General features: G+C 72.1%; 15 protein-coding genes and 1 pseudogene. 6 read left to right on the top strand and 10 right to left on the bottom strand.

Annotated elements, in window-relative coordinates:
- Positions 1 to 46: 46 nt before the first annotated feature.
- From ACFC02_RS22410 to ACFC02_RS22420, 3 genes are read right to left on the bottom strand one after another with little or no spacing between them, the layout of a single operon-like run.
- Positions 47 to 988: a carbohydrate ABC transporter permease gene (locus ACFC02_RS22410; protein ID WP_376359987.1), complete on the bottom strand. Its 942-nt coding sequence runs from the start codon at positions 986 to 988 to the stop codon at positions 47 to 49.
- Positions 989 to 990: 2 nt separating this feature from the next.
- Positions 991 to 1,923 carry a carbohydrate ABC transporter permease gene (locus ACFC02_RS22415; protein ID WP_376359990.1) on the bottom strand — a complete coding sequence of 311 codons (933 nt, stop codon included), beginning with the start codon at positions 1,921 to 1,923 and terminating at the stop codon, positions 991 to 993.
- Positions 1,920 to 3,281 carry an ABC transporter substrate-binding protein gene (locus ACFC02_RS22420; protein ID WP_376359994.1) on the bottom strand — a complete coding sequence of 454 codons (1,362 nt, stop codon included), beginning with the start codon at positions 3,279 to 3,281 and terminating at the stop codon, positions 1,920 to 1,922. Before ACFC02_RS22420 ends, ACFC02_RS22415 begins: the two co-directional genes overlap by 4 nt.
- Positions 3,282 to 3,557: 276 nt before the next feature.
- Between ACFC02_RS22420 and ACFC02_RS22425 the strand changes: the two genes are divergently transcribed.
- Positions 3,558 to 4,583: a LacI family DNA-binding transcriptional regulator gene (locus ACFC02_RS22425; protein ID WP_376359997.1), complete on the top strand. Its 1,026-nt coding sequence runs from the start codon at positions 3,558 to 3,560 to the stop codon at positions 4,581 to 4,583.
- A 21-nt stretch (positions 4,584 to 4,604) separates the two neighbouring features.
- Here the strand turns inward: ACFC02_RS22425 and ACFC02_RS22430 are convergent, their stop codons facing one another.
- The 4 genes from ACFC02_RS22430 to ACFC02_RS22445 form a co-directional block, all read right to left on the bottom strand.
- Positions 4,605 to 5,153 carry a hypothetical protein gene (locus ACFC02_RS22430; RefSeq protein WP_376359999.1) on the bottom strand — a complete coding sequence of 183 codons (549 nt, stop codon included), beginning with the start codon at positions 5,151 to 5,153 and terminating at the stop codon, positions 4,605 to 4,607.
- A 48-nt stretch (positions 5,154 to 5,201) separates the two neighbouring features.
- Entirely contained in the window at positions 5,202 to 6,383 is a 1,182-nt protein-coding gene (locus ACFC02_RS22435) for a DUF2306 domain-containing protein (protein WP_376360002.1), read from the bottom strand.
- 137 nt (positions 6,384 to 6,520) lie between these two features.
- Entirely contained in the window at positions 6,521 to 7,063 is a 543-nt protein-coding gene (locus tag ACFC02_RS22440; protein ID WP_376360005.1) for a helix-turn-helix transcriptional regulator, read from the bottom strand.
- Between the two features lie 176 nt (positions 7,064 to 7,239).
- A complete protein-coding gene (locus ACFC02_RS22445; RefSeq protein ID WP_376360007.1) occupies positions 7,240 to 7,809 on the bottom strand; it encodes a TetR/AcrR family transcriptional regulator in 570 nt (189 codons plus the stop codon).
- A 19-nt stretch (positions 7,810 to 7,828) separates the two neighbouring features.
- Between ACFC02_RS22445 and ACFC02_RS22450 the strand changes: the two genes are divergently transcribed.
- The 4 genes from ACFC02_RS22450 (at position 7,829) to ACFC02_RS22465 (ending at position 11,749) form a co-directional block, all read left to right on the top strand.
- On the top strand, positions 7,829 to 9,079 hold the full coding sequence (locus ACFC02_RS22450) for an alpha/beta fold hydrolase (RefSeq protein WP_376360010.1): 1,251 nt from the start codon (positions 7,829 to 7,831) through the stop codon (positions 9,077 to 9,079).
- Between the two features lie 97 nt (positions 9,080 to 9,176).
- Positions 9,177 to 9,734 carry an MOSC domain-containing protein gene (locus ACFC02_RS22455; RefSeq protein WP_376360013.1) on the top strand — a complete coding sequence of 186 codons (558 nt, stop codon included), beginning with the start codon at positions 9,177 to 9,179 and terminating at the stop codon, positions 9,732 to 9,734.
- Between the two features lie 129 nt (positions 9,735 to 9,863).
- Positions 9,864 to 10,676 carry an isocitrate lyase/phosphoenolpyruvate mutase family protein gene (locus ACFC02_RS22460; RefSeq protein ID WP_376360015.1) on the top strand — a complete coding sequence of 271 codons (813 nt, stop codon included), beginning with the start codon at positions 9,864 to 9,866 and terminating at the stop codon, positions 10,674 to 10,676.
- 173 nt (positions 10,677 to 10,849) lie between these two features.
- Positions 10,850 to 11,749 carry a LysR family transcriptional regulator gene (locus ACFC02_RS22465; protein ID WP_376360034.1) on the top strand — a complete coding sequence of 300 codons (900 nt, stop codon included), beginning with the start codon at positions 10,850 to 10,852 and terminating at the stop codon, positions 11,747 to 11,749.
- 144 nt (positions 11,750 to 11,893) lie between these two features.
- On the opposite strand, the gene ACFC02_RS22470 is transcribed toward ACFC02_RS22465, so the two are convergent.
- From ACFC02_RS22470 to ACFC02_RS22480, 3 genes and pseudogenes are all read right to left on the bottom strand, one after another.
- The gene (locus ACFC02_RS22470; protein WP_376360018.1) at positions 11,894 to 12,670 is read right to left on the bottom strand and encodes an SDR family oxidoreductase; all 777 of its coding nucleotides are present in this window, start codon (positions 12,668 to 12,670) and stop codon (positions 11,894 to 11,896) included.
- A 441-nt stretch (positions 12,671 to 13,111) separates the two neighbouring features.
- Positions 13,112 to 13,465, bottom strand: a complete 354-nt coding sequence (locus ACFC02_RS22475; RefSeq protein ID WP_360968324.1) for a beta/gamma crystallin domain-containing protein — start codon at positions 13,463 to 13,465, stop codon at positions 13,112 to 13,114.
- Between the two features lie 257 nt (positions 13,466 to 13,722).
- Positions 13,723 to 13,989: pseudogene (locus tag ACFC02_RS22480) on the bottom strand (ATP-binding cassette domain-containing protein); the annotation flags it as partial.
- Between the two features lie 208 nt (positions 13,990 to 14,197).
- Here ACFC02_RS22480 and ACFC02_RS22485 point away from each other — a divergent pair.
- Positions 14,198 to 16,012, top strand: coding sequence for an FG-GAP repeat domain-containing protein (locus tag ACFC02_RS22485; RefSeq protein WP_376360022.1), 1,815 nt, complete (start codon positions 14,198 to 14,200; stop codon positions 16,010 to 16,012).
- Positions 16,013 to 16,046: the final 34 nt, after the last annotated feature.

A 16,046-nucleotide genomic window follows, 5' to 3' on the forward strand; every position in this document is an offset into this window, starting at 1 on the left:
GCTCCGATCGGTGCGCGGGGCCGGGGGGCGGTGGGCGAGGAGGCGGTCAGCCCTTGACGCTGCCCGCGAGGATCCCGTTGATGAAATGGCGTTGCAGCAGGACGAACACCACGAGCACGGGCAGCATCGCGATGCTGCCGGCGGCGAGGAGTTCGCCCCAGACGGTCGCGAAGTCGGCGCCGACGCGGTTGCCGGTGACGTTCTGCGCGAGGGTGGACAGGACGACCTGGAGGGTCTGGTGCCTCTCGTCGTTGACGGCGACGACGGGCCAGACGAAGTCGTTGTAGATGTTCATGGCGGTCAGCACGCCGAGGGCGGCGATGCCGGGCCGGATGACGGGCGCCACGATCCTGGTGAAGATGCGGAACTCGCTCGCGCCGTCGACGCGTCCGGCGTCCAGGAGTTCGTCGGGGACCGCGGCGATGGTCTGCCGCATCCAGAAGATGCTGAAGGCGTCGATGCTGCCGGGCAGGATGAGCGCCTGGTAGGTGTTGACCCAGCCGAGCTGGCTCATCTCCAGGAGCAGCGGGATGATCAGCACCAGCGTCGGCAGCATCAGGGTGAGCATCAGGACGCCGAAGAGCAGGTCCTTGCCGGGGAAGCGGTACTTGGCGAAGGCGTAGCCGGCCAGCGGGCAGAAGAACATCGTCATGGCACCCTTGACGGCCACGACCAGCACGGTGTTGAGGAATCCGGTGCCGATGGGCACGTCGGCGAACATGGCCCGGTAGTTGTCGAGGGTCAGGGAGCCGAGGGAGAAGTGCAGCGGGTCGCTGACGATCTCGGCCGGCGGCTTCAGCGAGGAGCTGACGGCCCAGAAGATGGGGTAGACGAACACCACGGCCAGGACGCCGAGGACGACGTACTGGAAGGCGCTGGGCCGGGGCCGGGAAAGGCTCTTGCGCGGCTCGCCCCCGGCGCCGTCGCCGTTCTTGCCGCTCTCGCGCTCGCCGGTCCGCCCGGTCGCGGTCACTGTCTGGCTGGTCATGGTCACTCGTCCCGGGAGCGCAGGAGACGCACGGACACCAGGGACAGGGCGAACACCAGCAGCACCAGCAGGAAGGAGTTCGCGGCGCCGGTCCCGAGGTCGGACGTCGTGATGTGGTTGTAGAGGTACAGGCCGCCGGTCGTGGTCGAGCCGTACGGGCCGCCCTGGGTGACGACGTGGGGCTCGGCGAACATCTGGAACACGGCGAGGGTCTGCACCACGACGAGGAAGGCGATGCTGCGCCGCACCAGGGGCAGGGTCAGCGACCAGAACTGCCGGGTGCGGGATGCGCCGTCGAGGGCGGCGGCCTCGTACACGTCGGAGGGCACGGCCTGGAGTCCGGCGAGCAGGATGATGATCGCGAAGCCGGTGGTCTTCCACAGGAACAGCAGGGCGAGCGTCGGTTTGGCCCAGGCGGTGGACTGGAGCCAGTCGATGTCGGGCAGGCCCACCAGGCCCAGCAGGTGGTTGACCAGGCCGTAGTTCTTGTCGAAGGCCACGATCCAGACCTGGGCCATCGCCACCAGCGGGGTGACGAACGGCGCGATGAACGCGACCCTGAACATGCCGCGCAGCCGCAGTCTGGCGTTGGCCAGCAGCACCGCGGCGGCCAGGCCGCCGACGATCTGCACGGGCACGATCAGCAGCCACATCACCGCGCTGTTGCCCAGGGAGGACCAGAACTCCTCGCTGGTGAGCAGGTAGGTGTAGTTCTCCAGCCCGATGAAGCGCGCCTCGCCCGCGCCCTTCCAGTTGGTGAAGCTCAGCTGGAGGGCGAAGACGAGCGGGTAGAGGCCGAAGGCGGCGAAGACGACGTAGAACGGTGCGACGAACAGGTACGGCGTGAGGAAGGGCCTGCGGCGGGTGCGGCCGGGGCGCGGTGGCGCCGTGGCCCGCCGCTCCCGGCGGGCCGGGGTGAGGAGCGTGGGTGTCATGCGCGGTCCACCAGGTTGCGCTGGATCTTCTTCGTGGAGTCGTCGATTACGTCGTCGGGCGTCATCTTCCCTTCCATCAGCCGCTGGAGGTTGTCGCCGAGGTAGTCGACCGACTTGTTCCACCAGGCCGGGATGGGCGCCGCGGCCGGCACGGAGGCGGCGGCGTCCACGGCGACCTTCCACAGGTCCTGGCCGCCGAGCGCGGCCACGGGCTTGATCAGCGGTTTGTCGGGCCGCAGGGCGGGGGTGTAGCTGGGTACGGAGGTGGTCAGCCCGCCGGGGTAGATGTCGCTGGGGCCGTAGACCGCGCTGTAGCCGGGCTCCTTGAAGCACAGGAACTCATACAGCAGCCAGGCCAGTTCGGGGTTCTTGGCCTTGGCCGGGATGATGAAGCTGCTGCCGCCCATGGCGCCGCTGCGCGCGCCGCCCGGTGTCCAGGCCGGCAGGGGCGCGGCCCGCCACTTGCCCTTGGTCTTCTTCAGCAGCTGCTGCGGCGCGAAGGACCACCACACCGCCCAGGGGACCAGGGCCTGCTGCCCGTTCTCCAGGGCGGCGAGGTCGGCCTGCTTGAGGTATTCGGCGTGGGTGACCAGGTCGTCGTCGACGGCGTCCCTGATCCAGTTGAGGATGGTGCGGTACTCCTTGGAGTCGAGGCGCACCTTGCCGTGCGCGTCGGCGAGGCTGGTGCCCTGCTGGCCCGCGAGCATCTCCAGCCACAGCTGTCCGAGGAAGGGGTCCTTCTCCATGTGCAGCGGGCGGGCGGCGGGGTTCTTCTCCCTGAGCGAGCGGGCCGCATTCAGCAGGTCGGCGTAGGTCTTCAGGCCCGCGGGGTCGACACCCGCGGCCTCCAGCAGGTCCTCGCGGTACCAGAGCAGGCCGGGGTCGAGGTCCCAGGGCACGCCGTAGATGCGGCCGTCGACGGTGTTGACGGAGAGTTTGTACGCCGAGGTCTTGTCGCGGTAGGGGGCGATCAGGTCCGTCAGGTCGTACAGGTGCTCGGCCTGGCTGCCGATCTTGGCGTCGTCCCAGAAGCTGCCGTCCGGCAGGTCGGTGCCGCTGATCAGCGTGTTGGCGAGCTTGTTGTCGATGTCGACGGCCTGGTGGTTCACCTTGATGTTCGGGTACGCCTTGCGGAAGGCGTCGATGGCCCCGTCGAAGACCTTGAAGAGGTCGCCCGAGCGGTTCCAGATGGTGATCTCGCCCTTGGCCGAGGCGCCGGGCGTACCGGTGAGCTTGCGCGGTGCGGACGCCGAGGAGCCGGGGGCGCAGGCCGCGAGGGGGCCTGCGGCGACGGCGAGTGCGCCGGCACCGAGGGCGCCGCGCAGGACGCTGCGGCGCGGGACGGACGGTCTGGACATGAGTCGGCTCCTGGTGTCGGAAGTGCGGGAACGCGGTCGCGGGGGGCCGGCCGGGCCGGGACGCGTACGCGGCGGACGGGAACGCGCGCAGGCGTCATCGGCACGGCAGTCCGCGGTCACCGCCAACTGCTCTGCAACGATGCAGAGATGATGCTGCGCATATTGCAACGATGCAATACCTGAGTAACATCAACCTGCGTCAGCGGTGGTCCGCACCGGTGCCGACCAGCGATACTGCCGAGGGAAGAGCCCGTGAGGGCTGTGAGGGGGAACTGGATGGCCGGCTCCACGCTCCGCGACGTCGCCCGACGCGCCGGGGTCTCGATCCGCACCGTGTCCAACGTGGTCAACGGCTCGGTGCCCGTCTCCGACGAACTACGCACACGGGTGCAGGCGGCACTGGACGAACTCGACTACCGGCCGAACCTGGTGGCCCGCAACCTGCGCCGGGGCCGGAGCGGGATGATCGCCCTCGTCGTACCGGAACTCGACGTGCCGTACTTCGCCGAGCTGGCCCGGGAGGTCATCACCGCCGCCCGCGCCCACGGGTACGTCGTCATGCTCGACCAGACCGACGGCGACGGACAGCGCGAACGGGAGCTGCTGGGCCGGGAGTCGCGCGCCACGATGTTCGACGGTGTGCTGCTGAGCCCGCTGACCATCTCGGCGGAGGAACTGCGCGGCCGCACCAACCGGGTGCCCATGGTCCTGCTCGGCGAGCACATCTTCAACGGCAGTTTCCACCATGTGGCGATCGACAACATCGCCGCGGCCCGGGAGGCGACGGAGCACCTGCTCGGTCTCGGCCGGCGGCGCGTCGCGGCCATCGGCGACCAGCCCTACAGCACCGGCGAGACGGCCCAGTTGCGTACGATCGGGTACCGCCAGGCGCTGGAGCGGGCCGGGCTCGCCGTCGACGAGGAGCTGATCGTCCCCACCCAGCGCTTCCACCGCCACCTCGGCGCGCAGGCCGTGGAACGCCTGCTCGCCCTGCCCGAGCCGCCCGACGCGGTCTTCTGCTACAACGACCTGCTGGCCATCGGGGCGATGAACGCCCTGACGCGCGCGGGCGTACGGGTGCCCGACGACATCGCCGTCGTCGGGGTCGACGGCATCCAGGAGGGCCGCTACAGCTCGCCGTCCCTGACCACCGTCGCCCCGGACAAGACCGAGATCGCCCGCAGTGCCGTCGGCACGCTGCTGGGCCTCATCGACGGTTCGGCCCCGCCGCCCGCAGACACGAGGGCGCCGCACCGGCTGCTGGTGCGGGAGAGCACCGCCGGGGCGGGCGCTGGGAGTTGAGCGCACGCCCCGGCCACCGGGTCATCGTTCGCGTACCAGTTGGTAGGTGTCGTCCGCGAGGTGGAGCCGGTCCTTGTGGTCGACGTGGCAGCCGAGGTGTTCGGGGAGGCTGCGCAGGTAGGCGACGGCGGCGCCGGTCAGGCGGAGCCGGCCCTTGCCGAGGTGGGTGACGCCGCCGGGCTCGTCGAGGTTGGCGAGCCAGACGGCCTGGTCCCGGTCCACCGTGGCGGTGTAGGTCGTGACGACGCCCGACGCGTCTTCCAGGTCGGCCATGATGTCCCCGTAGTGGGCGTTGTCGAGGACGGCACGCAGGGCGTCCTCGACGCCGGGCAGTCCCGCGGCCACCTGCTCGGTGCCGAAGGGACTGTCGGGGCGCACCCGGGCGAACGCGAGCCACGCCGCCCCTGCGGCCACCGACGTGACGTGCCCCACCGGGAACCCGCCCGGGTGCCCGTCGTCCACGCACACGTACACGATCTCCCCTGTGCGGTCGGTCCGTTCCGTCTTGAGGAAGAGCTTCCGTCGCTTGAGCAGCTTGCGGACGGAGCCGTCGATGGCGTCCAGGTTCATGTGCGCTCCTTGAGAGGGACGTTGCGGGTTCGGGATCGGGCCGTCGGGTCACGCCGTGGGAGAAGGGGCACGGGAGCCGGGGTGGGCGGCGGGAGCGGCGGCGGTCCTTCGGCGGACGGCGCGGGCGCGCACGAGGCGGAGGGCCACCACCGAGGTCGCGGCGGTGGCGAGCACACCGCAGCCGATGGAGACGGCGGCGGTCAGCGCCGTGGCCCGGTCGAGACGCAGGGTGTGCTCGAACACGGGGGCCGCGCCGGCGGACAGCACCGGCGCCAGGCACAGGGCCGTCAGGTGCAGCCGCCACTCCTCCCGGGCCCAGGCACGTCCCTGCCGCCCCGCACGCCGGGCACCGGCGGCCATGACGGCATAGGAGGCGGCGTAGGGCAGCAGGTACGCCGTCAGCAGCCGCGGGCCGGCCGCTCCGGAGCCGAGGTAGATGTACACGATCCAGGTCAGGGCTGCGGCGCCCGCCACATGGGCCGCCGCCAGCACCGGCGGCGGCGCCCACGATCCGCTCATCCCCGTGATCGCCCTGCGCCGGTCCCGGCCGCGCGAGGCGACGAGCGCGCCGAACACGGCCACCGACCCCAGGTGCGTGAGGGCCACCTGGTTGATCTCGGCCATGGAGAGTCCCGGCAGCAGCCGGGGCAGGCCCGCCCACTCCAGTCTCAGCAGGGGCGCGGTCAGCAGGAACGCGTAGCACAGCATCATCCACCGCTGGTGCACGTCGGCCAAGCCGCGGACGGCGGCCAGGATGCCGCAGGTGACGCTCGCCACGGTGCCCACCAGCAGGGTGGCCAGCACGATCCAGAAGGCCGCCCCGCTGAAGGCGTCCTCGGGAGCGGTGCGCGCCAGGTACAGGCCCGCGCCCGCCATCGAGGCGTACACCGTGACCGCGAAGGCCACGCCGAGCGCGCGGTGCAGACGTGTGCGCCGCCGCGCCGCGGTCAGCAGTTGCGCGGGTCCGAGGAGCATGAGCAGGCCGCCGAGTACCGAGTGCAGGATCATCGGCACCAGGGTGTGCCGGTAGGGCGCGATCCGGCCGGCCAGGGCCTCGGTGGCGTAGCGGGGCGAGACGGCGCGGGACAGCAGCCATTCGCCGAACGCCGGGGCGCCGGGGCGCGCGTAGGGCCACAGCCCCGTCATCGCGACCGGCGCGTAGGCGACGCAGACGACCGCCACCGTGAGCGCGGCGCCACGACGCCAGGTCCTGCTCGTCGGACGACGCACGGCGACCCCCTCCTGGTGGCCGCGCCGGTGACGGCGACACGGCCGGCGCGCCCGCCGCTCGCCGGCGCCCCATAGTCCAGCCTGGACTATGGAGACGGTAGAGCGGACCGCCGCCGGGGTCAACGGTCCGTCTCGGATCAGGAGTCGCCGGCGGCCGGGGCACGGAGGTCCTCCCGGCTGCGCACCCACGTCCAGAAGTCGAGCATCATCTGCTCGTACCGGATGCCGAACTCCAGCGCCTCGCGCTGCCCCGGGGCCAACAACTCGCCCACTTCCTCGGCTAGTTCGGCGTACGAGCGCAGGGTGCGGCGGTGCGCTTCCAGCTGCGCCGGGGCCAGCACCTGCGGCCGTCCCCCGAACCACAGCTTGAGGATGCCGCGCTCCCTGGCCTCCACCGGTACGAACTCCGGGTCACCGAGCCACGCCCGCAGGGCGGTCCGGCCCTGCTCGGTCAGCGCCAGGACCCTTCGGTTGCGCCCGCTCTCCTGCCGTACCTGCGCCAGCAGCCCTGCCGCCAGCAGCCGTTCGCACTGCGCGTACACCTGGGCGTGCGGCACCGACCAGAACGGCGCCACCGTCGCGGCGGCCTCCACCTTCACGTCATAGGCACTGGCCTCGCCGAGTTTGTCGATGATCCCGAGGACGAGGTAGGAGGAGGTCGTCAACCGCACGTCAGCCATGGGGCGACGCTACCGCCCCCGGCCGCGGCGGCGGAGGCGGGAGCCCGGGGAAGGCCGGAGTCAGGGCAGGCCGGGAGTCCGGGGAAGGCAGGAGCCCGGGGAAGCGGGCGTACGCCCCACGCCGCTCGACCGGCGTGACCGGCCGGCGACGGACTCGTCCTTCCTGCCGCCGCGGGTCACCCGTCGGCGAGGCGCTGGATGGTGGTGCTCAGCCAGGCCTCGAGTTCGGCGGGGTCGCCGAGTTCGCCCCGCAGGACCCGGCGGCGGGTGGAAACGCCGAGCACGAAGGCGTCGATCGCCGCGGCCCGGCTGCGGGCGTCCGCGTCTTCGAGGCCGCTGGCGCGCAGGTAGCGGTGGAGCGGCTCCAGCGAGTTCGTGTCGAGGAAGGAGGCCAGCGCCTCCGCCGCCTCCGGGCGTTCGCCGGACGCGCGTTGCAGCACGAGCAGCGGATCCTCGCCGGCCTCGCCGGGGGCGCCGAACCAGCGCCGCACGATGCTCGCCGCCAGGCGCGCGCCCAGCGTGGAACGGTCACCGTCGAAGGAGTCGGCGACCGGGATCTCCACCTGGGTCGCCGCCAGGAACAGCCCGTCCTTGCCGCCGAAATAGCGCGTGATGAGGTTCGGCGACACCCCTGCGGCGTCGGCCACGCCCTTGACCGTGGTCGCGGCGTACCCCTGCTGGGCGAGCCGGCGTTGCGCGTGCTCCAGGATCCGCTGCCTGGTGGCGGCCGCGTTGCGAGTGGTCATGTGTACGAGCATACACATCATGTGTACGCTGATACACATGGCGGGCGGAACGAGAGGCGACGAGGCGATGGACGAGAAGGCACTGGGCGCCGAGACGACGAGCGGCGAGGCGATGTCCGACGAGGCGACGGGCGGCGGGGCAGGAGCCGGCGAGACGGAGGGCGGCAAGACGGGGAGCGGCGGGGCGGGGAGCGGCAAGGTGGGGAGCGGCGAGGAATTGGCCCGTGACCTGCGGGAACGGCTCCGGCGGACGCGGCGTGTCGCGACCCCGTGGAGGGACGACGCGGCGCGCGGCATCCGCGGCACCCACCTCGACGAACTGCTCGAACACTGGGCGGACGGGTACGACTGGGGCGTGCACGAGCGCCGCATCGGCGCGCTCCCCTGGGAGACCGTGCGGGCGGGCGGCACCGAGCTGCGGGTGATCCACCAGCGGTCCGCTGATCCCGGCGCCCCGGTCGTCGTACTCCTGCACGGCTGGCCGGACTCGGTGCTGCGGTTCGAGCGCGTCCTGCCGTTGCTCGCGGACCTGAACGTGGTGGTCCCCGCGCTCCCGGGCTTCCCGTTCGCGGCCCTGCTCACCGAGCCCGGCATGTCCGCCGACCGGATCGCCGGGATCGTCGCGGACGCCCTCGCCGCGCTCGGGTACACGCGGTACACGGTCTCCGGCGGTGACGTGGGCGGTACCGTCGCCGAACTCCTCGCGGCCCGGCACCCGGACCGGGTGGCCGCCCTGCACCTCACGAACGTCGCCCCGCAGCGTGCGCTCACGGCGGACCCGGCCGGGCTCGCGCCCGACGCGGTGGCCTACCTCGGCCGGGCGGCGCGGTGGTTCCGGGCCGAGGGCGGGTACATCGCGGAGCAGTCGACGCGGCCGAACACGCTCGCCGTCGCCCTCGGTGACTCACCCGCCGGCCTCGCCGCGTGGATCGTCGAGAAGCTGGAGTCCTGGTCCGACGAGGCGGCCTTCACCCCGGACGAGCTCCTCACCTGGGTCAGCGCGTACTGGGTCACCGGCACGATCGGCACCTCCTTCGCCACCTATGCCGAACCGGTCAGCCTCCCGCACCGGATCGACACGCCGACCGTGTTCTCCGTGTTCCCGCGCGACACCAAACCGGAGCCGCGGAGTTACGCCGAGGCGTTCCTGAACGTCCGCGACTACGTGGAGCACGGGGCCGGCGGCCACTTCGCGGCCTGGGAACAGCCCGGGGCCTACGCCGACGACGTACGCCGGGCCGTCAAGTTGGGTGTCGCACAAGGTACTTGATGCGCGTGTGGCCTGCCCCGCCGGCGCCGTGAGTGCGCGGAGCAGCCCATCGGCTAGGGTCGTGGCTGATCGACGTCGCCGAAGAGGGGATCGGGAGATGAGCGGGACCACGCCGAGCGGGACGGTGACCGCGGTCAGCGGCAACGGCGAGTACTCCTTCACCAAGCCGAACCGGGACAGCATCACACTGCTCGCGGGGCTCGGTGTGGACGGTGACGTCCACGCCGGTGTGACGGTCAAGCACCGCTCACGAATGGCGCAGGACCCCACCCGGCCGAACCTGCGCCAGGTCCACCTGATCCATGAGGAACTCTTCGCCGACGTCAGCGCGGAGGGGTTCGAGGTGACGCCCGGCGACCTCGGCGAGAACATCACCACCCGGGGCATCGACCTGCTCGGACTGCCGGTCGGCACGTTGCTGCGCGTGGGGGACGACGCGGTGCTGGAGGTGACCGGCCTGCGCAACCCCTGCCTGCAGATCGACGCCTTCCGGGACGGGCTGCTGAAGCAGGTCGTCGGCCGCGACGAGACCGGGAACATCGTGCGCAAGGCCGGAATCATGAGCATCGTGAAGGCGGGCGGCGTGGTGCGCCCCGGCGATCCGATCGATGCGGAGCTTCCCAGCGGGCCGCACCGGCCCCTGGACCGGGTCTGACCTCCTCGCGGCGCCCGGAGCCCCGGTTGTGTCCGCGCGGTGCGCCCGCGAGGACGGCGACGTCGCCGTCCGCTCACGCCGCAGCCGGGTCCCGGCCCCGGCCCGTACGACCGAAGGGGTTGCGCCGACATGTCGTCGTTCCATGAGTTGCACCACGCCGGCGAGGTGCCGTTCCTCCTCCCCAACGCGTGGGACGTCGGATCGGCTCTCGCCTTCGTCGAGGCGGGCTTCCCCGCGCTCGGCACCACCAGTTTCGGGATCGCCGCCGCGGCCGGCAGTCCCGACGGCCGGCACGCGACACGTGAGGCGACACGCGCTCTCGTCGCCCGGCTGCGCGCGCTGCCGGTCCACGTGTCCGCCGACATCGAGGACGGTTACGACGAGGACCCCGAGCAGGTGGCGGCCTACGCGGCGAGCCTCGGAGCGGCCGGTGTCAACATCGAGGACAGCACCGCCGACCGCCTCGTGCCCGCCGACGTGCTGGCGGCCAAGGTGGCCGCGGTCAAGCGACGGGTGCCGGGGCTGTTCGTCAATGCCCGGGTGGACACCTACTGGGTGGGTGAGGACGCCACCGTCGAAGCCACCCTCGCCCGGGCCCGCGCGTACGTGGCGGCCGGCGCCGACGGCATCTTCGTGCCGGGTGCCACCGCCCCCGGCGACGTGCGCGCGCTCACCTCGCGGCTCCCGGTCCCGGTGAACGTGCTCGCCTTCCCGGGTGTCCCGCTCACGGAGCTGGGCCGGCTCGGCGTCCGGCGGGTCAGTACCGGTTCCCTGCCGTACCGGGCGGCGGTCGACGCGGCCGTGGCCGTCGCGGAGGCGGTCCGCGACGGGGAGCAGGTCCCGGCGGCCACCCCGTACCGGGACGCCCAGCGGCGCCTGTTGGCGTACGAGGCGCGCCTCGGCGGCACTGCTGTCGCACCGCCGGCCGACCCTGTCGCCTGACGACTCGTCGCCGACGTCAATCGACGAGTCCGTTCCCGGGGCGGGCGGGTCGGCGGGCGAGGGCTGAGCAGCCGGGGCCCGGCGGAACGGGGTCCTGACGACGGCAGGGGGCCGGGGGGCTCCCCCACGTCTCGCCTACCATGACGACGATGAACGAGAGGGGGCGGGGGCCGATGAGCCTGCGTCAGTTCGAGTACGCCCTGGCCGTTGCCGCGGAGGGTTCGGTGACGGCGGCGGCCGAGGTGCTGCACGTGGCCCAGCCGTCGGTGTCCCAGCAGATCCGCGGCCTGGAGCGGGAACTCGGCGTGGAACTGTTCGCCAGGACTCCGACCGGGCTGGTGCCCACCGCGGTCGGCCGCGCGTTCCTGCGGGAGGCCGAGGCCGCGGTGAGCGCGGCACGCCGGGCTCGGGCGACGGCCCGGGCCGGCGCCGAGGAGCTGGTCGGCGAGCTGGTCGTCGCGGTGCAGATGGGCTTCGGCACCCGCCAGCTGCCGGTCGCACTGGATGCGCTGCGCCGCCGTTACCCGCGGCTGGAGGTCACCGTCTTCGAGGAGCCCAGCTCCGCCGAGCTGGACCGGCTGTGCCGCCGGGGCGTCCTGGACCTCACCCTGATGGCGGCGTGCGAGCAGAGCCCCGCCGACGCCCATCACCTGGGCGACGAGGAGTTCGCCGTGGTGCTGGGCGCCGGGCACCGGCAACTCGTCGCCGAACGAGTCGAGTTGCGCGAGCTGAAGGGCGAGCCGTGGGTGCGGTTCGACCGTGACAGCGCGCTGGACGGCGTACTGCTGAACGTGCTGCGGGAGAACGGCCTGACGCCGGCCACGGCCGCCCGGGTGTCCCAGACGGCCACGGCCGTGCGCTGGGCCGCTCACGGGCTGGGGGTGACACTCGTCCCGGCCTCCGCGGTGCCCGACGGTCACGAGCACCTCGTCCGCCCGGTGTTCCCGGTCGTGTCCCAGCCCGTCATCGCCGTGCTCCGGCGCGGCGCGGGCCCGGCGGAGACGGCCCTGCTCGAACTCCTGCGTCAGCAGAACTGGCCGTCCGGCTCGGCTTCCTTCTCATCGGTTTCCTGACGGCGCACCGGGAAGAAACGGGAAGGAAAATGATGCGGGGCCGTCCGCATTCTTCCCGTCGAAACCGGAACTGGAACCGGAACCGGAAATCGGGACCGGAAATCGGAACCGGTTTCGCGATCGGCTTCGTCGGATTTCGTGGCGTCAGCCCCTCGGGAATTCTCCGCCGTCCACGATGACGTTGCTCCCGGTCAGCCAGCTCGCCCGGTCGGACACGAGGAACAGCACCGCCTCGGCGATGTCCTCGGGCCGGCCGTCGCGCCCCAGCGGGGTCGTGTCGTCGGCGTTGACCTGGGCCGGGCCCCCGGCAAGGCGCGCCCACTCCTCCCTCGTCGCTTCGCCGCCGGGAGTTGCGACCCGGCCGGGAGAGACGGTGTTGACCCGGATCCCGAACGGCGCCAGTTCCAGGGCCAGGCCCTTGCTGTAGTTCTCCAGCGCTGCTTTCGCCGCCGTGTAGTGCAGGAACGGCCCGATGGGGGTGAGCACCGCGGCGGAGGAGACGTGCACGATCCTCCCCGAACAGCGTTCCCGCATTTCCGGTGCCAGCAGCGCGTCCAGACGCACCGCCGCGAGGTAGTTCAGGTCCAGCGCATCCTGCCACTCCTCGTCGGGGATGGCCGAGGCGTCCTGGTGGGGTCGGGCGCCGCCCGCGTTGTGGACCAGGATGTCCACCCCGCCGAGCGCCTCCCGCGCCGCCGCGGCGAGCGCCTCCGCTCCCGCCCGTGTCCGTACGTCGGCCTGCACGAAGGCGGCCCCGTCCGGCACGGTGCTCGTCGCCGACCTGGCGGTGGTGAGCACCTCGGCGCCCGCGTGCAGCAGCCGGCGTACGACGGCCGCTCCGATTCCGCGAGAACCACCTGTGACCAGGGCCCGCTTTCCCGCGAGTTCCCGCGTTTCCGGTTCGTTCTCGATCGTGGTCATGCCACCGGTCCTCTCGGTCGTGCGATCGTGCGATCGTGCTCGGTCATTCGTTCACCCGCTCGACGGAATGAAGAATTGCGTGCGCAGGTGCGTGTGCACGGACGTACGCGTGGAAGCGCGCAGAGCTTGAATATCCGGGATTTACCTTCGGGGATATCGCGCTGAGCACCTTGTCGAGCGGTTCAACGGTAGGGCCGGGAAACGACGAGAGGCAAAGACGTAATGCGAGCAGGGGCCATAGGGACTTCCTATGGGCTCGGCCGAGGCGGACGTCCACGAGGGCGATGCCGGCTGCCGGGAGTCGCCGGTGCCGGGTCACGTCCCCGGAAGGAGACGTGACCCGGCGGGCCCCACCCGTCGGCCGGGCAGCCGGAGCGCAGGGCCGCCGCGCCGCCGGGCCGTTGGACGGCCGGGGCGCCTCGTCTGCCCACCGTCAGGCGCTCACAGGATCTGGATGGCGGCGACCCTCGGCGGGCGGTTCGGGAAGGTGATGTCGTGCCAGCGTTCGATCTTCACCGAGTCGCCGTTGACGTCGTAGTAGATCAGGTCGTTGTTGCCCGTGGAGATCCGGTCGACCCACCATCCGCCGAAGTCGGTCCGTCCGGCGTTCGCGTAGCAGTCAACGCTGTCGCGGCCGTCGAGGTGCGACCAGATCTTCAGGAAGTTCTCGCCGCCCACGCACTGGACGTGGTCGATGGCGAAGGCGGTACCGCTCGGCACGCTGACGGTGAACGCGGCTGCGGCGGCGAGCGCCACGGCCACGGAACCGAGGGCCCTCTTGCTTTTCGAGATCACGGAATCTCCTCGCGTCGGAAGTGCTGCGCGCCGACGCTCCCACAGCGGAACGATTCGCCGCCTAAGGGAATTTGGTGCTTGATCGCGTTCTTTGTCCGAGAAGGCGCGTTTGGTCGATGCGTGGCGCGCCCGGGCTGGGCCGATCCGGCTCAGCGGTTCGCCGAGGTGACGTGAACGGAAGTCCCCATTGTGAGTAGTCCACCGTGATCACGTTGACGGGACGCGGTGAGGGTGGCGCCGGGGCGGGGCGTCGGCGTCTCCCTACCGCCCAGGCGCACGGAGCCGGACGACGGCTGGTCGAGGCCGGCGGCGCACTGGAGGAAGGTGGACTTGCCGGAGCCGGAGGAGCCCATCACGACGGTGGACGTGCCGCGTGGCAGGGCGAGGTCGATGCCCGCGAGGGCGTGCACGGCACCGGCGCCGCGGCCGTACCGCCGCCGTACTCCTCGCAGTTCGACGGCGAGACCGGAGGTGCCCTGCGCATCCGGCCGGTCGCCCGCCCCCGGCCGCTTGCCGCCACGCAGCGCAGCGGCTCGACCACGTGGGCCGTGGCCCTGTCGTAGGCGGTCAGCGCCTCGAGACGCGCTCGACTCGTCGTGGAACCGTCCGCCGTCGCCGGGAGGCCACCGCGGACCGCCACGGTTCCGTACAACCAATTCACCCGCCCGGTGGTCGCACTCGCGGGGGCGCACGTGGGGCGTCCCAGCCCGTTCGTGCAGGAGGAAACGTTACTTGCTGTCCCAACGCACCGGCCGGCGCCGTCTTGGCACCGCCCTCGTCACTGTCCTGGCCGTCACTCTCGGCGCGGGCGCGCTGACCGCCGCCCCGGCGGGTGCGGCTCCGCCCTCCGCCGGGGCGGCGGGGGTGAGCGATCTGCTCCCGTCGGTGCCCGCCGCCCGGCTGGCATCCGCGGGTTCGCTCGGCTTCATCACGTACGTCCCGCACGACGGGGAGGAGGCGAAACTGCGGTGGACCCCGTACGCGGGCGGAGCCACGCGCGACACGCTCTACGACACGATCGACGGGCTCGCCGAGACCTCCGGGGACACGGTCGTCCTCACCACCGGCAACACGTACGGGACAAGGGTCCTGGACATGTCCACCGGCACCGGGTTCGGCATGCGGGAGATCGACGACGGCCTGGACACCTTCTACGCGGGCGTGGCGGGTTCGGCCCTCTTCATCCGCGGGGCCACGAAGCTGTGGCTGAAGACCAAGGACGCCGAACCCCGGCCCGTTCAGGGCATGCCGGAGGGGGCCACCTACGAGCGGGTGCGGCCGGGGGACGCCACACACGGCCTGCTCAGTGTCCGGACGGCGCAGGGCGAGCAGCGCTGGGGCCTCATCGACCTGACCGGCGCCACCCTCGCCTTCTCCTACCCGCAGCAGGCGCGGAACCCCGTGGTCTCCGGCAACCGCCTGGCCTGGGTCGAGGACGACACCGCCGCGAACACCCTGCGTGTGGTCGTCCGCGACCGGACCACCGGCGCCGAGACGGCCGTCCCCGTGCCGGGGACCACGGCAGGCGCGGACCTGGAGATCGGGCTGCTCGGCGACTGGGTGGCCTACGGGACGACGGCCCTGCACATCCAGACCGGCGAGAAGGTCCGGTTCCTCGACCGCGCGGACATCTCGTCCGCCACCCCTGACGGCGCCGCGCGGATCGTCCAGGGCAGCAGCTCGGCCCAGGGCAGGGGCTTCTACCGCGTCTCGCTCGGTGCGGACGGCCGACCGGCCGTGCGGCTCCTCGCGCACGCCGGCACTCCCACCTCCGCCCTGCACGACTTCGACTACGACGGCCTCCCCGACCTGCTGGGCCGGGACGCCTCGGGGGTGTTGTGGCGGGACAGCGCCGAGGACGGGCGCCCGCGGGCGCGAATCGGCGGTGGCTGGCAGACCTACGACAAGATCGAGACCGTCGGGGACGTCGCGGGGCCGGGGATCCCCGGCTCCACGCCGGAGCTGATCGCCCGTGACATGGACGGGGTGCTCTGGCTCTACTCGGGCCAGGAGGACGGCAACTTCTCCAGCCGCGTGCGGGTCGGCCCGGGCTGGCAGACGTACGCGCACATCACCGGCGGCAGCGACCTCACCGGTGACGACCGCTCCGACGTGGTCGCCATCGACCACAGCGGTATCGCCTGGCTCTACCGCGGCACCGGCAGCGTGGCCCGCCCCTTCGAGGCCCGCGAGCGCATCGGCCACGGCTGGGACGTCTACAACCAGCTCGTCGCCGTCGGAGACCTCGCCGGAGGGCCCGCCGGCGACCTCGTCGCCCGCGATGAGGACGGCGTCCTGTGGCTCTACCTCGGCAAGGGCGACGGCACCTACGCGCAGCGCACGCGCATAGGCGGCGGCTGGCAGGCGTACTCCCAGCTCGTCGGCGCCGGCGACGTCGACCATGACGGCAAGGCCGACCTCTTCGCCTACCAGCCGGGCACCAAGACCGTCTACCTGTACTCCGGCACCGGCGATCCCTCGCGCCCCTTCGAGGCCCGCACGGTCTCGGACGCCCACACGGGCAACGCGTACAACAACGTGAGCTGAACGCCGAAGAGCGCCCCGGCTGCGGGCCCGGCAC

Origin of the sequence: Streptomyces sp. NPDC056160, from assembly GCF_042268205.1 — a bacterium.
In the GTDB taxonomy this organism is placed as follows: domain Bacteria; phylum Actinomycetota; class Actinomycetes; order Streptomycetales; family Streptomycetaceae; genus Streptomyces.

Bases quoted from the DNA above. Each gene is read 5' to 3' on its own strand.
- ACFC02_RS22430 (WP_376359999.1), bottom strand. From the start codon at position 5,153: ATGAACCTGGACGCCATCGACGGCTCCGTCCGCAAGCTGCTCAAGCGA.
- ACFC02_RS22420 (WP_376359994.1), bottom strand. From the start codon at position 3,281: ATGTCCAGACCGTCCGTCCCGCGCCGCAGCGTCCTGCGCGGCGCCCTC.
- ACFC02_RS22470 (WP_376360018.1), bottom strand. From the start codon at position 12,670: ATGACCACGATCGAGAACGAACCGGAAACGCGGGAACTCGCGGGAAAG.
- ACFC02_RS22425 (WP_376359997.1), top strand. From the start codon at position 3,558: ATGGCCGGCTCCACGCTCCGCGACGTCGCCCGACGCGCCGGGGTCTCG.
- ACFC02_RS22445 (WP_376360007.1), bottom strand. From the start codon at position 7,809: ATGACCACTCGCAACGCGGCCGCCACCAGGCAGCGGATCCTGGAGCAC.
- ACFC02_RS22415 (WP_376359990.1), bottom strand. From the start codon at position 1,923: ATGACACCCACGCTCCTCACCCCGGCCCGCCGGGAGCGGCGGGCCACG.
- ACFC02_RS22460 (WP_376360015.1), top strand. From the start codon at position 9,864: ATGTCGTCGTTCCATGAGTTGCACCACGCCGGCGAGGTGCCGTTCCTC.
- ACFC02_RS22455 (WP_376360013.1), top strand. From the start codon at position 9,177: ATGAGCGGGACCACGCCGAGCGGGACGGTGACCGCGGTCAGCGGCAAC.
- ACFC02_RS22450 (WP_376360010.1), top strand. From the start codon at position 7,829: ATGTGTACGCTGATACACATGGCGGGCGGAACGAGAGGCGACGAGGCG.
- ACFC02_RS22465 (WP_376360034.1), top strand. From the start codon at position 10,850: ATGAGCCTGCGTCAGTTCGAGTACGCCCTGGCCGTTGCCGCGGAGGGT.
- ACFC02_RS22440 (WP_376360005.1), bottom strand. From the start codon at position 7,063: ATGGCTGACGTGCGGTTGACGACCTCCTCCTACCTCGTCCTCGGGATC.
- ACFC02_RS22410 (WP_376359987.1), bottom strand. From the start codon at position 988: ATGACCAGCCAGACAGTGACCGCGACCGGGCGGACCGGCGAGCGCGAG.